The following is a 16,314-nucleotide window of genomic DNA, read 5'->3' as shown; positions in this document are numbered from 1 at the left end:
ACGGTCCTTTCCCAGCTTCAGGCTGGCTCTACAAAGTCTGCCATAAAGCTGCGATGCTCGCCGTCCGGGAAGTCGATGCCGACCTGGTCGCCCGCGACGCTGGTCACCACGCCTGCCCCGTACTTCGGCACCTTCGCCTGCATGCCGACCTCGAAATGCGGCCCGGCCGGTTCCGGCTCGGGCGTATGGTCGAACTCGTCGTCGCGGATCTCGATATCGTCCAGCGCCAGCGCCGGCGGGTTCTTGCAGTTGTCGCACTTGCAGCACTTCTCGAAGCCCTCGACCTCGTCGCCGAAGTAGTCGAGCATCAGCTTCCAACGGCAGAAGCCGCTCACGGCATAGCCCACCATCTTCTCGAGCGATTCGCGGTCGTGGTCCTGCTTCTGCACATAGACTTCGGCCAGGGCCTCGAAGGTGGCCGCCTTCGGCTCGGCGCTGGTGACCACGAATTCGAGCTTGCGGTTCTGGCGCACCAGCTTGGCGTCCCTGAGCAGCTTGAGGCAGACCTTGATCTTCGCTTCGTTCAAGTCGACCAGCTTTTCTTCGAGGCGCTCGGTCGTGACCGTGCCCGATTCCGCCAGCTCGCAGGCGGCATCAAAGACCGAGCGGATCTCGGCGGCGTCCGGATAGTGCTTCACCAGGAAGAACTGCTGGAGGCGCTTGTCGTCCTGCAGGAACAGCAGGGTGCAGCTGGCGTCCTTGCCGTCGCGCCCTGCCCGGCCCGACTCCTGGTAATACGATTCGAGGTTGGCCGGAATCTGCAGGTGGACGACGAAGCGGGTATCGCTCTTGTCGATGCCCATGCCGAAGGCGTTCGTCGCCACCATCACGCGGCGCTCGTCGTTCATGAACAGGTCCTGGTTGGCGCGCCGTTCGGCGGCCGGCAGTTTGCCGTGATACAGCGTGACCGATTCGCCCGCTTCCTCGAGGATGCGGTGCATTTCCTCGGCGGCCTTGACGGTGGCCGCATAGACGATGCCCACGCCTTCCGTTTCCGCTACCAGGCGGCGCGCCTCGGCGTACTTCTGGTCGGGATTGGTCACCTGCACCACGCTGTAGTGCAGGTTGGGCCGGTAGATGCCGGTATTGATGACGTTCAGGCGCGAGCGGTTCAGCTGGCGGCCGATGTCGTCGATGACCTCGTCGGTCGCGGTGGCGGTCAGCGCCAGCACCGGCGGCTGGCCCAGCGCGGCGATCGCGGCCGCCATTTCGATGTAGGCCGGGCGGAAGTCGTGGCCCCATTGGGAAATGCAATGGGCCTCGTCGACGGCGACCAGCACGATGTTCGCCTGCTTGAGCACGGCCAGGAAATCCGGCGACGCCAGGCGCTCCGGGGTGCAGAAGACGATTTCGCATTCTCCCGCCGCGATGGCGTCGAGCGCCGCGTGCTCCTCCTCGGCATTCAGGCTGCTGTTGACCTGGCAGGCACGGATGCCCAGCTCCTCGAGTTTTTCCAGCTGGTCTTTCATGAGGGAGATGAGCGGCGAGACGACCACCGTCGTGCCTTTCAGGATGTGCGCCGGAATCTGGTAACACAGCGACTTGCCGCCGCCGGTGGGCATGATCGCCAGCGTGTCCTTGCCGTCCAGGATGCTGTCGATCACGCGCTGCTGCCCGTCGCGCAGGCGTTCGATGCCGAACACGGAGCGCAGCAGCTTGCGTATGGTATTGCGGCGTACCGCGAGGAGGCCGTTGTGGAGGAGTTGGGGGTCGTGTCGGGTCATGCACGCACTGTAGTCAGCGCGAGCGAGCACGGCTATAGGACGCGCGCTAGACCCGGCGTAGGAGGCCTACTTTTAGGCTCTTCCTGCCGTTGAGACAGTGTCGCAAGGTCTTTTCCTACACAACGGCGGAGTTCCCGCCGATGTTGCGCAATGTGCGACGGGCCTAAGATGGCACCATACAGACGCAAAAACGAAACGTACACAGACGAAGACCGGAGAACATCATGCGCTCGATCCCTACCACCCTGACCGCACTCCAACTGGCCCTGGCCGCCGCTGCCGCCTGGCTGGTATATGAAACGAATACGCTGCAGGGCGCGGCTGTATTGATGTTTCACTAAGGTCGCACAAGATGGCGCCAGTTAGCCGCACGATGCGGCCCTGATGTCGCCATTTTAGCAAAGCCGCGGTCTACAGCCGCGCACGATTACGAAAGCGCCGTACCACAGGAGTGGCACGGCGCTTTTTCTATGCCTCAAATCTGTAGGGTGGACGGGTTCCCCCGTCCACGCGTTCAACAATCCGATGAACAATCGCGCTGTCAATATTCCCGCACTGGTCGAACGCGTGGACGGGAAACCCGTCCACCCTACCGCCTTTTTCACGCCACCAATAAAAAACGCCACCCCGACCTGCATCGGGATGGCGTTTTCGTTTTCCTGCTCCGCTTACTTACGCAGCCTTCGCTTCCATATCCACCGCATCCGTCTCTTCGGTCGGCAAGCGCATCATGTAGTCGAACGCTGCCAGCGAAGCCTTGGCGCCCTCGCCCACGGCGATGACGATCTGCTTGAACGGCACGGTCGTCACGTCGCCGGCGGCGAACACGCCCGGGATCGAGGTTTCGCCACGGGCGTCGACTTCGATCTCGCCGTAAGGCGACAGCTCCAGCGTGTCCTTCAGCCACTCGGCGTTCGGCACCAGGCCGATCTGCACGAAGACGCCGGCCAGCTCGACCGTCTTGACTTCGCCGCTGTTGCGGTCCTTGTACGACAGGCCCGTCACCTTCTTGCCGTCGCCATGGATTTCCGTGGTCTGGGCGCTCTTGATCACGTCCACGTTCTTCAGGCTGTAGAGCTTGCGCTGCAGGACCGCGTCGGCGCGCAGTTCGGCGCCGAATTCGATCAGCGTCACGTGCTCGACGATGCCGGCCAGGTCGATCGCCGCTTCCACGCCCGAGTTACCGCCGCCGATCACCGACACGCGCTTGCCCTTGAACAGCGGGCCGTCGCAGTGCGGGCAGTACGCCACGCCGTGGTTCTTGTACTCTTTCTCGCCCGGCACGTTGATTTCGCGCCAGCGGGCGCCAGTGGAGATGATCACCGACGTCGATTTCAGCACGGCGCCGTCTTCGGTCGTCACTTCGAACAGCTTGCCGTTCTTTTCCAGCTTGGCGGCGCGCTGCAGGTTCATGATGTCGACCTCGTACTGCTTGACGTGCTCTTCCAGCGATACGGCAAACTTCGGGCCTTCGGTTTCCTTCACCGAAACGAAGTTCTCGATCGCCAGGGTGTCGAGCACCTGGCCGCCGAAGCGGTCGGCCACGACGCCGGTGCGGATGCCTTTGCGGGCGGCATAGATCGCCGCGGCCGCACCGGCAGGACCGCCGCCGACGATCAGCACGTCGAAGGCTTCTTTCTTGCTCAGTTCGGCAGCCTTGCGCTTGCCGGCGCCGGTGTCGAGCTTGGCGAGGATTTCCTCGGCGCTCATGCGGCCCTGGCCGAAGTGCTCGCCGTTCAGGAACATCATCGGCACGGCCAGGATCTGGCGCGACTCGACTTCATCCTTGAACAGGCCGCCGTCGATGGTGGTGACCTTGATGCGCGGGTTGATGATGGACATCGAATTCAGCGCCTGCACCACTTCCGGGCAGTTATGGCAGGACAGCGAAATAAAGGCCTCGAACACGTAGTCGCCGTCGAGGTTCCTGATCTGTTCAATGACCGCCTCGTCGAACTTGATCGGGTGGCCGCCGACCTGCAGCAGGGCCAGCACCAGCGAGGTGAACTCGTGGCCGAGCGGAATCGCGGCGAATTCGATGCCGATGTCGGTGCCGACGCGGTTGATCGCGAAGGACGGCTTGCGCACGCCGCTGCCGTCTTCGCGGTAGGTAATCTTGGCGCTCAGGGAAGCGATTTCCTTGAGCAGGTCCTGCATTTCACGCGCTTTTGGCGAGTCATCGAGCGATGCAACGATCTCAATCGGCTGCACCACTTTTTCCAAATAGGCTTGTAATTGCTTCTTGAGGGTTGCTTCCAGCATGATGTTTTCCTTGAATTCTGTAGGGGTTGGACACTGGCCGGCCTTGCGCGGGCCAGTGTCCGGGTCCTGCGTGTTACTTATCTACTGCTTGCTGCAACTACTTAGATCTTGCCAACCAGATCCAGCGATGGGGTGAGCGTTTCTGCGCCTTCGGTCCACTTGGCTGGGCAGACCTGGCCTGGGTGGGCGGCGACGTACTGGGCAGCCTTCACTTTGCGCATCAGTTCCGAAGCGTCGCGGCCGATGCCGTTGTCGTGCACTTCCATGACCTTGATCTGGCCTTCAGGATTGATGACGAAGGTGCCGCGCAGTGCCAGGCCTTCTTCTTCGATCATGACCTGGAAGTTACGTGCCAGGACGCCGGTCGGGTCGCCGATCAGCGGGTAGTTGACCTTCTTGATCGCTTCCGACGTGTCGTGCCATGCCTTGTGGGCGAAGTGGGTGTCGGTCGACACGCCGTAGACCTTGACGCCCATCTTTTCGAATTCAGGCTGGAAATCAGCCAGGTCTTCCAGTTCGGTCGGGCAGACGAAGGTGAAGTCGGCCGGGTAGAACATCAGGACGGACCAGGTGCCTTTGAATTGTTCTTCGGTCAGGTCGATGAACTTGCCAGCGTGGTAAGCGGTGGCTTTGAAAGGCTTGATCTCGGTGTTGATAAGGGACATGGAAGCTCCTGTTGTGTTGTGTATCAAAGTTGATGAATGCAAGTGTAAAGCGCTTGCGGTCGCTTGTAAAATTAATTGATTCGATACTATCGATTAATTTCTACTATCGCAGAGACGAAGCAAAACCCGCTTGGCAGGGATGTCGGTCTCGCAAGAGACCTGTCAGTGTGATTGAAAGGCGCGCGCTTTGCAACCGCGCGCCGTACGATCCTGCGCTTCTGCTCAGGCCGGTGCCGGTGCCGGCTCAGCCACCGTCACATCGCAAGGCAGCAGCAAGCTGAAAGTCGAGCCCTGCCCCGGCACGCTGGTCACGCTCAGATCCCCGCCGTGGGCGGTGGCCAGCTGGCGCGAAATGTACAGGCCCAGGCCGAGCCCCTTCGGCTCGCCATTGCGCGCGCCGCGCTCGAAGGGCTGGAAGATGCGCTCGATGTCGTCCGGCGAAATGCCCTTCCCCTTGTCGGCCACGTCAATGCGCGCGCACTTGCCCTCGACCGCCACGCTCACTTCCACGTCGCAGCCGCCGCCGTAGCGCAGCGCATTGGTCAGCAGGTTGACGACGACCTGCTCGATGCGGAACTCGTCCCAGCAGCCCGTCACCGGCGGGTGCGGCACCAGGGCGATGGCGCAGCCGCTGGCCGCGGCCTGCAGCGACAGGTCGCTCACCACGCGCTCCAGCATGCCGATGAGCTCGACCTGGGCCGGGCGCACCGACAGCGTGCCGTTCCTCATGCGGGTGACGTCGAGCATGTCGTCGATCAAGCGGATCATGGCCTTGATCTGGCGTTCGTCGCGCTTGACCATGGCGCCCATCTGCTCGCCCGCGAAGGCGGCCAGGTTGCCGCGCTTGAGGTGCAGGGTGCGCATCTGGGTTTCCAGGAACAGCGTGTTCAGCGGCGTGCGCAACTCGTGGGCGACGAGCGACATGAACTCGTCGCGCATGCGCAGGGAGCGCTGCAGTTCGGCTTGCGTCGCATTCAGTTCCGCGAGCAGCACTTCCTGCTCGCGCCGGCTCTTTTCCAGCGCTTCCATCTGGCGCCGCGTTTCGCGCCGCTGCTGGTCGAGCGCGACGAAGACGTTGACCTTGCCGCGCACCGCGTCCGGATCCAGCGGTTTATACAGGAAGTCGACGGCGCCCGTCTCGTAGCCCTTGAAAGCATAGTTCAGTTCGCGCCCGGCGGCGGAGACGAAGACGATCGGGATGTTGCGCGTGCGCTCGGTACCGCGCATGAGCTCGGCCAGTTCGAAGCCGTCCATGCCCGGCATCTGGACGTCGAGGATGGCCAATGCAAACTCGTGCTCGAGCAGCAGCGCGAGCGCTTCGTCCCCGGAGTGCGCGTGGAAGACGAGGCGCTGCTCGTCGCGGATCAGGGCGTCGAGCGCGCGCAGGTTGTCGGGAAGGTCATCGACGATCAGTAGTTTGCTCAGGTTATGGTCGCTCATGTTGTCTCCAGCAGGGGCAGCAGTTCGCGGATGGCGGACAGCGGCAGGACCAGGTGCGCATCGCACCTGCGGATCGCTTCGAGCGGCATCGTCGCCGCCTGCGCCTCCTTTGGGTCCTGGACCACCGTCAGGCCGCCGCGCTGCCTGATCTTGTGCATGCCCGCGGCGCCATCGATGTTGGCGCCGGTGAGTAAAATGCCTGCCAATGCCGGACCATAGGCATCGGCGGCGGACTCCATCAGCACGTCGATGGCCGGACGTGCATAGTGCACCGGCGGCTCGCAGCTGAGGGAAAAAACGCGTTCCTGTTCGATCGACAGGTGGTAGCCGGCGCCGGCGAAATACACCGTGCCGGGTTCGACTGGTTGCTTGTCCAGCGCCTCGCGCACCGGCAAATCCAGGCGCGCGGCGAACAGTTCGGCCAGGCGGCTTTCGCGGTCGCCCGGCACGTGCAGGATGCAGACGGTGGCCGGCCCGAAGGCCGCGGGCAGCGCCGGCAGCAAGTCCACCAGCGCATCGACGCCCCCGGCCGAGGCGCCGATGACGACGGCTTCGATGCGGCGGCTGGCCAGGGCCTCGACCACGGCTTGCGGCAGCGCCTTCATTCGGCCGCCTTGCGGAAGATGCGCTCGCGCCGGGCAATGGCTTCGAAACGCGTGGCATGGCTGGAAAAGTCGATGCTTTCCTTGCTGCCCAGCGCCAGGAAGCCGCGGTGGCAGAGCGACTCGTGGAACAGGCCCAGCACCCGGTTCTGCAGGCGCCGGTTGAAATAAATCATCACGTTGCGGCAGCTGATGAAATGCGTTTCCGAGAACACGGTGTCGGTCGCCAGGCTGTGGTCGGCGAAGGTCACGTTCTCGACCAGGCTGCGCTCGAACAGCGCCCCGCCATAGGCCGCCGTGTAGTAATCGGAAAACGCGCGCTTGCCGCCGGCCTTCTGGTAGTTCTCGGTGTACAGGCGCATCCGGTCGAGCTGGAATACCCCGCGGCGCGCGCTTTCGAGCGACTCCGGATTGATGTCGGTGGCGTAGATGATGCTGCGCTCGAGCAGGCCTTCCTCGTGCAGCAGGATCGCCAGCGAATACACTTCCTCGCCGGTGCTGCAGCCGGCCACCCACAATTTCAGCGACGGGTAGGTCGACAGGTGCGGCACGACCTGGCTGCGCAGGGCTGCGTAGAACTCGGGGTCGCGGAACATTTCGGTGACGGGAATGGTCAGGTATTGCAACAGCTGGGCGAAGGCCTCCGGCTTGTGCAACACCCTGGCCTGCAGGTCGGATACGGTCTCGCAACCCATCTCGCGCATGGCGACCAGCACCCGGCGCTTTTGCGAAGCGCCAGTGTAGTCGCGGAAGTCGTAGTTGTACTTGAGGTAGACCGCCTCGACCAGCATCCGCAGTTCGATATCGATGTCGTCGGGTGGATGTTTCATAGGCTGGCTTATACGCGCTCCATGGTCGGCATCCAGACCCGCAGCAGCGAATACAGGCGGCCCAGGTCGATCGGCTTGGCCAGGTAATCGTTGGCGCCGGCGGCCAGGCATTGTTCCTGGTCGTCCTTCATGGCCTTGGCGGTGATGGCAATGATCGGCAGGCGGTTGAAGCGGCCGTCGGCGCGGATGCGGCGGGTCGCTTCCAGGCCGTCCATGCCCGGCATCATGATGTCCATCAGCACCAGGTCGATGGCCGGGACTTCGTCGAGCTTGGCGATGGCCTCGAAGCCGTTCCTGCCGACCTCGACGATCGCGCCGCGCTGCTCCAGGGCACTGGTCAGGGCGAACACGTTGCGCACGTCATCGTCGACCAGCAGGATGGTGCGGCCCTCGAACACGCGGTCGCGGCCGCGCACGGTTTTGAGCATGTGCTGGCGCTCGGTCGACAGCTGCGACTCGACCTTGTGCAGGAACAGCGTCACCTCGTCGAGCAGGCGCTCCGGCGAACGCGCTCCCTTGATGATGATCGAGCGCGAATACTTCATCAGCTCGGCTTCCTCGTCACGCGTCAGGTTGCGGCCCGTGTAGACGATGACGGGCGGGAACGAGACCAGTTCTTCGTGCGACATGCGCTCGAGCAATTCCTTGCCCTGCATGTCGGGCAGCTTCAAGTCGATGATCATGCAATCGAAAATCTCGCTGCGCAAGAGGTTCAGGGCTTCCTCGCCGGAACCGACGGCGTCGATCTTGACGTCCTCGTCGGCAATCAGCTGCACCACGCTCTCGCGCTGGCGCTCGTCGTCCTCGACCAGCAGCACGCGCTTGATCTGTTGCGAGCTCTTTTCCTGGAGCTTGCGGAACACGTCTTCCAGCTGCTCGCGCGTGGTCGGCTTCAGCGCGTAGCCGATGGCGCCCAGGTGCAGCGCCTCGCCGCCATTTTCCATGCTCGACACCACGTGCACCGGGATGTGGCGGGTGGCGGGGTTGTCTTTGAGCTGTTGCAGCACCGACAGGCCCGAGCTGTCCGGCAGGCGGATGTCGAGCAGGATCGCATCCGGGCTTGCCTCGGCGGCCAGCTTCAGACCTTCGCCGGCGGTCAGCCCCACCAGGCAGCGGTAGTCGAGGTCGTGCGCCAGGTCGAAGAGGATGCGCGCGAAGTCGGGCTCGTCCTCGATGACGAGCACGGTGCGGGCGCCGGCGGCATCCTTCTCGCGGTCGTCCGGGAAGTGCGATTTTTCCGGGAGTTCCTCAGGTTTTTCCTGAAGCTCGGGCGCCGGTTCCGGTGCGAAGACCGGCTTCGGCAGGCGCGGCGCCGGCGCGGCGGTACGTGGGGCCGGCGGGGAAGCCGACACGGTGCCGTTCCTCGGCATGCTCAGGGTGAAGGTCGAGCCCACGCCAGGCGTGCTGGTCACGACCAGGGAACCGCCCAGCAGGTTGGTCAGATCGCGCGAGATCGACAGGCCCAGGCCGGTGCCGCCGAAGCGGCGGTTGGCGGTGCCGTCGGCCTGGTGGAAGGCTTCGAAGATGCGTTCCTGCTGGTCCTGGGCGATGCCGATGCCCGAGTCCGTCACGGTGAACTGGATCCAGCCCTCCTCGGTGGCGCCGACGTGCAGCTGCACTTCGCCCTGCTCGGTGAACTTGACCGCGTTCGACAGCAGGTTCTTGAGCACCTGCTCGAGGCGCTGGCGGTCGGTGTGCAGGGTCGGCGGCACGTTCGGCTCGACCGTGACCTGGAAGCGCAAGTCCTTCTGCTTGGCCAGCGGCTCGAAGGTGCGGCCCAGGCCCTCGACCGTGCGGCGGATCGGCAGGTCTTCCGGCAGCAGTTCGAGCTTGCCGGCCTCGACTTTGGAGATGTCGAGGATGTCGTTGATCAGGTGCAGCAGGTCGTTGCCGGCCGAATAAATCGTCTGGGCAAAGCGCACCTGCTCTTCGTTGAGGTTGCCCGGCACGTTGTCGGCCAGCAGCTTGGCAAGGATGAGCGAGCTGTTCAGCGGCGTGCGCAGCTCGTGCGACATGTTGGCCAGGAACTCGGATTTGTAGCGGCTGGCGCGCTCCAGGTCCAGCGCGCGGGCGCGCAATTGCTCCTGGGCTTCGGTCAGGGCCGCGTTCTTCATGTCCAGGTTCAGCGCCTGCTCGGCCAGCTGGTCGTTGGTCTGTTCGAGTTCGGCCTGCTGGTTTTCCAGGCTGGTCTGCGATTCCTCGAGCGCGCGCGACTGTTCCTCGAGTTCCTCGTTGGCGGTGCGCAGTTCTTCCTGCTGCACCTGCAGCTCTTCGTTCAGGGCCTGGCTTTCCGAGAGCGCATCCTGCAGGCGCTGGCGGTAGACGACGGCGCCCACCGAAGCGCCGATGGCGTCGCCGACGAGCCTCAGGAATTCGATGTCGCGCTCGCGCACCGGATGCAGGAAGCCGATTTCCATCACGCCCTTGACCTTGCCGAAATTCGCGAACGGTGCGATCACGATCTCGCGCGGCGCGGTCTCGCCCAGGCTCGAGCCCACCTTGATGTAGTTGTCCGGCAATTCCTTCACGCGCAGCAGGCGGTTTTCGTTGGCGGCCTGGCTGGCCAGCGAGGCGCCAGGCTGGATCACCTTGGCGTGCTCTTCGTTTTCGTTCGAGAAACCGAAGGCGCCGATGCGGCGCATGACGCCGTCGTCGCTGCGGAAATACATCGCCGCCACCGAGCCGCCGAGGTAGCGCACCACATGGTCGAGCACGGTATGCGCGAGCGTCTCCAGGGAATTGAGGCCGATGCTTTTCGCCGCCAGTTCGGTCTGGCCGGTGCGCAGCCAGCTCAGGTGGCGCAGCTCGGTATTGTGTTCGTTCTCGTGCTTGAGCACGTCGTTATAGGCAGTCGACAGGCGCACCAGCTCGCGCCGGCCCGCCGCCGCCAGCAGGCCGCCGACGATCAGGGTCAGCAGCAGGTAGGAACCGACCGACCAGGTGATGACCGAGCGCGCCTGCTCGCCGCGTGCCTGCAGCTGCGCGCGTTCGCTGGCCACGAAGGAAGCGAACTGGCTGCGCATGTCGTCGGTGAGGCTTTTCCCGCGCCCGCTGCCAATCGCCTCGGCCACGTTGTCGCCGGCGCGGCGGCGCCCGATCATCTGGTCGAGGAACCTCGCCCATTCGCTATGTGCGCCGCGCACCCGGTTCAGGTGGGCGACCTGGCTCGGGTTGTCGGCCACCAGCTCGAGCAGCCTGTCGAGTTCGACGTCGACCTTGGGCTTGGCGACCGTGTAGGGATTGAGGAAGCTTTCGTCGCCGGAAATGACATAGCCGCGCATGCCGGCCTCCATGTCCGCGACGAGTTTGCTGACCTCGTTGGCGTTGCCGATCACTTCTTGCGAATGCTCGACCCGGTTCAGTACGTTGACGAGGTAGGCAACGATCGCGACGAACACGATCGCGCTGAGCACGCTCAGGCTGAGCGGCAGGGCGACGTTGCGCGAGAGAATGCGGCGAAACTGGGTGTTATCGAGCGAGGTGCCGGTCATGTATTGCGATTATTTTAAGGAAAAATATCCTAAGTGTAACGCAATTGTGACGCTGGGGCACGTTCAACCGTGCGCCCTCCTCCCCTCGCTCATCCCCCTTGTTCAGGGCGTAAATACGGCCGTAAATACGAGGCCGTGCGGCTCCTTGCCGCGCGCGCCACCTTCTCGGGCGGACCGGCCGCCACCACCGTGCCGCCCTCGTCGCCGGCACCCGGCCCGATGTCGATCACCCAGTCGCAGGCGGCCACCACGCGCATCGTGTGCTCGACCACGACCACCGTGTTGCCGGCGTCGACCAGGCGCTCGAGCTGGACGATCAGGCGGTCGACGTCCGAGGGGTGCAGGCCGGTGGTCGGCTCGTCCAGGATATACAGGGTGTTGCCACGGCCGGCGCGCTGCAGTTCGGTCGCCAGCTTGATGCGCTGGGCCTCGCCGCCGGACAGTTCGGTGGCAGGCTGGCCCAGACGCAGGTAGCCCAGGCCGACTTCGCGCAGCACCTCCAGCGAGCGCTCGACCAGCGCTTCGCCGGCAAAGAACTCATAGGCTGCATCGACCGTCATCCCCAGCACCTCGGCGATGTTGCGCTCCTTGTAGGTTACTTCCAGCGTCTGCGGGTTGTAGCGCGCGCCCTCGCAGGCCGGGCACGGCGCGTACACGCTCGGCAGGAACAGCAGCTCGACCATCACCGAGCCTTCTCCCTGGCAGGTCTCGCAGCGGCCCTTGGCGACGTTGAAGGAAAAGCGGCCGGCGTCGTAGCGGCGCGACTTCGCCATCTTGGTGGCGGCGAAGAGTTTGCGTACCTGGTCGAACAGGCCGGTGTAGGTGGCGAGGTTCGAGCGCGGCGTGCGCCCGATCGGCTTCTGGTCGACCCGCACCATGCGCCGCACCGTCTCCATGCCGGCCACGATGCGACCTTCGAGCGGCATCGCCGCTTCCTGTTCCAGGTCGTCGGGCTCTTCCTGCTGCTCCGCGTGCGTGCCCTGTCCCAGCTCGCCGGCCACCAGGTCGACCAGCACCTGGCTCACCAGGCTCGATTTGCCGGAGCCGGACACCCCGGTGACGGCGGTGAGCACGCCGAGCGGGAATTCGGCCGACAGATTCTCCAGGTTGTTGCGGCTGACGCCTTCCAGGCGCAGCCAGCCGGCGGGTTCGCGCCGCACGCGTTCGGCAGTGGCGGCATCGTCGAACAGGTAGCGCCGCGTCTGCGAGGCCTCGATCTTCTTCAAACCCTCGGGCGGCCCGCTGTAGAGCACTTCGCCGCCGCGTTCTCCCGCGGCCGGGCCGACGTCGACGATCCAGTCGGCGCAGCGGATCACGTCCAGCGCATGCTCGACCACGAACAGCGAATTGCCCGAGGCCTTCAATTGGTCGAGCGCGGTCAGGAGCGCCTCGGTGTCGGCCGGGTGCAGGCCGGCCGAAGGCTCGTCGAGCACGTACACGACCCCGAACAGGCTCGAACGTACCTGGGTCGCCAGGCGCAGCCGCTGCAGCTCGCCGGGACTCAGCGTCGGCGTGCTGCGTTCCAGCGCGAGGTAGCCCAGCCCCAGCGCCAGCAGCACGTCGAGGCGCGCGACCAGGTCTTCGGCGATGCGGCGGGTGACGATCAGCTGCTCGGGATGGAGTTTCGCCTGGCGCGCATCCTGCGGGCCTTCGCCACGCGCATACGGCTGGAGCAGCGCATGCAGGCGCGCCAGCGGCATGCGCGAGATGTCGGCGATGTCGGCGCCGGCGAAGGTCACGGACAGGGCTTCCTGGCGCAGGCGCTTGCCGCGGCACAGCGGGCATTCGGTACTGACCATGTAGCGCGCCACCCGTTTCTTCATCGACGCGCTTTCGGTGTTGGCGAAGGTCTGCAGCACGTAGCGCCGCGCGCCGGTAAAAGTGCCCTGGTAGCTCGGCGTGTCCTTGCGTTTCAACGCCGCGCGCGTCTCCTGCGGCGTGAGGCCGGCGTACACGGGCACGGTCGGCGTCTCCTCGGTGTACAGAATCCAGTCGCGGTCTTTCTTCGGCAGTTCGCGCCAGGGGGTGTCGACGTCGTAGCCCATCGTCACCAGGATGTCGCGCAGGTTCTGGCCGTGCCAGGCCGGCGGCCAGGCGGCCACCGCGCGCTCGCGGATGGTCAGGCTGTCGTCGGGCACCAGCGACTGTTCGGTCACTTCATAGACGCGGCCCAGGCCCGAGCATTCGGGACAGGCGCCTTCCGGGGTGTTCGGCGAAAACGATTCGGCGTACAGCAGCTCCTGCCCCTCGGGATAGTCGCCGGCGCGCGAATACAGCATGCGCAGGGAATTCGAGAGCGTGCTGACGCTGCCCACCGAGGAGCGCGTGGTCGGCGAGCCGCGCTGCTGCTGCAGGGCGACCGCCGGCGGCAGGCCGTCGATCTCGTCGACTTCCGGCACCGGCATCTGGTGGAACAGGCGGCGCGCGTAGGGCGACACGGATTCGAGATAGCGCCGCTGCGCTTCCGCGTACAGGGTGCCGAAGGCGAGCGAGGACTTTCCGGAGCCGGACACGCCGGTGAACACCACCAGCGCGTCGCGCGGGATGTCGAGGCTGACGTCCTTCAGGTTGTGCTCGCGCGCCCCGCGCACGCGCACGAAGCCGGGGCGCTGCTCGCCGCCGGCCGCTCCTCCATTCGCTCCGCCCTCTTCTGTTTTCCGGCGCATGGCCCTGCCCCGCTATTTGCTGTCGATGCACCCATTAGACCGTACTGAAGCGCTGGTGACGGTGCGCTGACACACCGTCGCCCAGAGAGCGCCTGACGCATTGCGGGCCTGGCAAACAGCTACCCGTGCAGTCCCGCAGGCCTAGACGACCGAGCCGCCCCGCTCACGCGTGTAGATGCCGACCGCTTTGCCGTATATCTCGGTCTCCGCTTCATGGATCAGGCCAAGGCGCCTGGCAACGCGCAGCGACGATTCGTTGGCTGAAGCGATGAGCGCCCGCACTTTCGGTTCGCGCCGGATCTCGAGCGCATGATGCAAGGCTGCCGCCGCCGCTTCGTTCGCGAATCCCTGGCCCCAAAAGGCACGATAGGTATTCCAGCCAAGCTCCATCACAGTGGAGTCCTCGCGAAAGAACGCGCCAACGCTCCCGACGAGCCGACCGGTTTCCTTTTCCTCGACAGCCCACCATCCGGCGCCATGGATGAGCCATAGCCCTGCCTGCGAACAGAAGATCCGCCATGCGGCCTGGCGGTCGGCCGGACCTAAATGGGCTGCGCTGACAGGGTCGGCGCAATGCGCTGCGAATGCGTCAAAGTCATTCCGCCGATATTCGCGAAGCCTGAGTCGTTCCGTGTGAAGGTATGGAACAGAAGTGTTGAACTCGCTATTCATGCGTCAGATTCCATGTAGTGGTTCCAGATAAGCCGTCCATTGCCGGCTTGCGCTCAGTTGGCAAGGACGTCTCGCGCTAGCCCAGGCATATATCCATGTTAACATTCGTCCGTAGAAATCAAACGTTTCATTTTGAACCTGTGCCTGTCATGGGTGCTCTGGCGCGGAGAAGACCCGATGGAGCTGCTGCCGGAACCGGGTTGGCTGCTGGCCCTGGCCGTCGTGGGTACGACGCCGGCCCTGCTGGTGTCCAGGTCAAGACTTCGGTCCTAGGGATATCCAACATGGCGACATCGACGACCGATAGACGGGTCAGCAGTGCTGCTACAGCGGTCGGACTGGTGCTTGCGGGCCTGGTGATCAGCACATGGCTGGCCGTCCATGTCAGCGCGATCTTCCTGGTCGACTGGACGGCGCCATGGCTTTGGCTCGCGGCGCCTGTTGTCGTTGCCCTGCAGTGCTGGCTGAGCGTTGGCCTGTTCATTGTCGCCCATGACACGATGCACAGCTCGCTGGCGCCGCACCATCCGTGGCTGAACCGCGCCATCGGCTGCTTTTGCGTCTTCATCTATGCCGGCTTTTCGTATGACAAGCTCTACGAAAATCATCACGCCCACCATCGCCATGCCGGCACGGCCGACGATCCCGATTTCGATATCGATCATCCCAGGAGCTTCTGGCCGTGGTACTTCACATTCTTCCGCCACTACTTTGGCTGGCGCGAGTTCGGGATGCTGACCGTTGCCGTGGTCATCTACCTGCTCATCCTGCGCGAGCGCTTCCCGACCATGCTGGTGTTCTGGGCGTTGCCGGCGCTGCTGTCATCGGTGCAGCTATTCTATTTCGGCACTTATCGCCCGCACCGCGTCGATGACATACCGTTCAGCGACCGGCACTGCGCCCGCAGCAACGACTTTCCGCATCTTCTGTCCCTGCTGACCTGTTTTCATTTCGGCTACCATCATGAGCACCATGACGCGCCATGGCTGCCCTGGTGGAAACTGCCGGCCAAGCGCCGGTCGGCAATCAACCCGGAATATCCCAAGGTCGAGAATGGATAGCTTGTTGCATTACCTTATCCCCATCATGCTCGTGTTGGGGACCATCGTGTTCATGGAATGGTTTGCAGCCTGGTCGCATGAGCACATCATGCATGGCTGGGGCTGGGGCTGGCATCAGTCCCACCACGAACCGCATGACGCGGCGCTGGAGAAAAACGATCTCTACGCCCTCGTTTTCGCCGCGTTCTCCATTGCACTGTACTTCGGCGCCAATTGGTGGTGGCCATTGTGGTGGATCGCCCTTGGCATCACGATGTACGGCGTGCTGTATTTCTTCATGCACGACGGTCTGGTACATCAGCGTTGGCCATTCAAGTACGTGCCGCGCAAAGGCTACCTCAAACGCGTCTACCAGGCCCACCGCTTGCATCACGCGGTAAAAGGTCGTGATGGCTGTGTGTCGTTTGGATTCATCTATGCCGAGCCTGCTGCCAGGCTGCGCCAGAAGCTGCAGGAAAACAAGCGGCCTTGTTCTACTAACGCTTGATTGGACCGGGACCAGCCCGCCACCCCGGCACTGATCGGGGTGCTGTTACAGGTCTATGCGCGGTGTTGCGCGCACGATGAGGTGTAGTAGCCATGTCCTCCAGGGCAAGCCGAGCAAAGCAGACTTTACAAGCTGGTGGTCCAGACGCGCAGGTCTCAGAATGCCGGGCAACTCGTTAGGAGCTTGCCGCGAATAGCGCGGTGACAGCAGAACCATACGTTCTGGGCAAGGTTACTCCCTACGTCCGCTTCGGACGATAGCAGACCTATTGGAGCGTCCGCTAACGACCTATTGCGTTGAAAAACTCCTAGGCAAGAAGGTTCCTGATGAAGTAACTCTACAGGAAAAATGCGTTACGTAGCCAATGCAGGGTTCGCTCAACTGGTTACTAGCTGCATGTTTTGTTTCGGTTGA

General features: G+C 63.9%; 11 protein-coding genes. 2 read left to right on the top strand and 9 right to left on the bottom strand.

The window, feature by feature from the left end; all coding sequences use genetic code 11:
• Window positions 1-17: 17 nt before the first annotated feature.
• The 9 genes from ACWCIA_RS22160 to ACWCIA_RS22120 form a co-directional block, all read right to left on the bottom strand.
• Window positions 18-1,724 (bottom strand): RecQ family ATP-dependent DNA helicase, encoded by a 1,707-nt coding sequence (locus tag ACWCIA_RS22160; protein WP_454166649.1) that lies wholly within the window; start codon window positions 1,722-1,724, stop codon window positions 18-20.
• A 672-nt stretch (window positions 1,725-2,396) separates the two neighbouring features.
• The gene (ahpF, locus tag ACWCIA_RS22155; protein ID WP_454166648.1) at window positions 2,397-3,986 is read right to left on the bottom strand and encodes an alkyl hydroperoxide reductase subunit F; all 1,590 of its coding nucleotides are present in this window, start codon (window positions 3,984-3,986) and stop codon (window positions 2,397-2,399) included.
• Window positions 3,987-4,087: 101 nt separating this feature from the next.
• Window positions 4,088-4,651 carry an alkyl hydroperoxide reductase subunit C gene (gene ahpC / locus ACWCIA_RS22150; protein WP_454166647.1) on the bottom strand — a complete coding sequence of 188 codons (564 nt, stop codon included), beginning with the start codon at window positions 4,649-4,651 and terminating at the stop codon, window positions 4,088-4,090.
• Between the two features lie 222 nt (window positions 4,652-4,873).
• On the bottom strand, window positions 4,874-6,091 hold the full coding sequence (locus tag ACWCIA_RS22145) for a hybrid sensor histidine kinase/response regulator (protein WP_454166646.1): 1,218 nt from the start codon (window positions 6,089-6,091) through the stop codon (window positions 4,874-4,876).
• The gene (locus ACWCIA_RS22140) at window positions 6,088-6,696 is read right to left on the bottom strand and encodes a chemotaxis protein CheB (protein WP_454166645.1); all 609 of its coding nucleotides are present in this window, start codon (window positions 6,694-6,696) and stop codon (window positions 6,088-6,090) included. The genes ACWCIA_RS22145 and ACWCIA_RS22140 overlap by 4 nt, the downstream gene beginning before the upstream one ends.
• Entirely contained in the window at window positions 6,693-7,523 is an 831-nt protein-coding gene (locus tag ACWCIA_RS22135; RefSeq protein WP_454166644.1) for a CheR family methyltransferase, read from the bottom strand. Before ACWCIA_RS22135 ends, ACWCIA_RS22140 begins: the two co-directional genes overlap by 4 nt.
• A gap of 8 nt (window positions 7,524-7,531) precedes the next feature.
• Window positions 7,532-11,014 (bottom strand): response regulator, encoded by a 3,483-nt coding sequence (locus ACWCIA_RS22130; RefSeq protein ID WP_454166643.1) that lies wholly within the window; start codon window positions 11,012-11,014, stop codon window positions 7,532-7,534.
• 89 nt (window positions 11,015-11,103) lie between these two features.
• Complete coding sequence (gene uvrA / locus ACWCIA_RS22125) at window positions 11,104-13,680, bottom strand: excinuclease ABC subunit UvrA (RefSeq protein ID WP_454166642.1); 2,577 nt, start codon at window positions 13,678-13,680, stop codon at window positions 11,104-11,106.
• Window positions 13,681-13,821: 141 nt separating this feature from the next.
• Complete coding sequence (locus ACWCIA_RS22120; RefSeq protein WP_454166641.1) at window positions 13,822-14,352, bottom strand: GNAT family N-acetyltransferase; 531 nt, start codon at window positions 14,350-14,352, stop codon at window positions 13,822-13,824.
• 284 nt (window positions 14,353-14,636) lie between these two features.
• Between ACWCIA_RS22120 and ACWCIA_RS22115 the strand changes: the two genes are divergently transcribed.
• Window positions 14,637-15,413 (top strand): fatty acid desaturase, encoded by a 777-nt coding sequence (locus ACWCIA_RS22115; RefSeq protein WP_454166640.1) that lies wholly within the window; start codon window positions 14,637-14,639, stop codon window positions 15,411-15,413.
• The gene (locus ACWCIA_RS22110) at window positions 15,406-15,900 is read left to right on the top strand and encodes a sterol desaturase family protein (RefSeq protein WP_454166639.1); all 495 of its coding nucleotides are present in this window, start codon (window positions 15,406-15,408) and stop codon (window positions 15,898-15,900) included. Before ACWCIA_RS22115 ends, ACWCIA_RS22110 begins: the two co-directional genes overlap by 8 nt.
• Window positions 15,901-16,314 lie beyond the last annotated feature (414 nt).

This window comes from Massilia sp. SYSU DXS3249 (genome assembly GCF_053668055.1).
Note: the sequence above shows the minus strand (reverse complement) of the source record. Positions and strands in the feature narration are given on the sequence as shown.